Source organism: Kitasatospora sp. MBT66, assembly GCF_000710405.2.
In the GTDB taxonomy this organism is placed as follows: domain Bacteria; phylum Actinomycetota; class Actinomycetes; order Streptomycetales; family Streptomycetaceae; genus Kitasatospora; species Kitasatospora purpeofusca.
This window is the reverse complement of sequence record NZ_JAIY01000008.1, coordinates 223,022-223,521: the sequence shown is the minus strand read 5'-3', so window position 1 is coordinate 223,521 and position 500 is coordinate 223,022. Positions and strand designations below refer to the sequence as shown.

Genomic DNA, 500 nt, shown 5'->3' with positions numbered 1-500 from the left:
ACCACCGCGTCCGGCCTCGGCTCCGGGATCGTCTACGACGACAAGGGCGACATCGTCACCAACGCCCACGTGGTCGGTACCGCCACCGCCTTCACGGTCACCCTGGCCGGCAGCACCAAGCCGTTGGACGCGACCCTCGTCGGCAGCTACCCGGACTCCGACCTGGCGGTGATCCGGCTGAGCAGCCCGCCCGGCGGACTCAGGCCGGCCGTCTTCGGGGACTCCAACAAGGTCGAGCTGGGCCAGATCACCCTCGCCATGGGCAGCCCGCTCGGACTCTCCAGCAGCGTCACCCAGGGCATCGTCTCGGCCACCGGCCGGACCGTCTCCGAGCCGCGCACCGAGGGCTCGCCGGGCGCCGTGATCGGCAACATGGTGCAGACCTCGGCCGCCATCAACCCCGGCAACAGCGGCGGCGCGCTGGTCAACCTGGACAGCCAGGTGATCGGGATCAACACGCTCGCCGCCACCGAACCGGATTCCAGCGGCGCCGCCGCCCC

General features: G+C 71.6%; 1 protein-coding gene. It reads left to right on the top strand.

Features of this window, described 5'->3' with window-relative positions; genetic code table 11:
• Positions 1–500, top strand: a 500-nt coding sequence (locus BI06_RS22270) for a S1C family serine protease (protein ID WP_149030460.1), incomplete at both ends; no start/stop codon positions are given.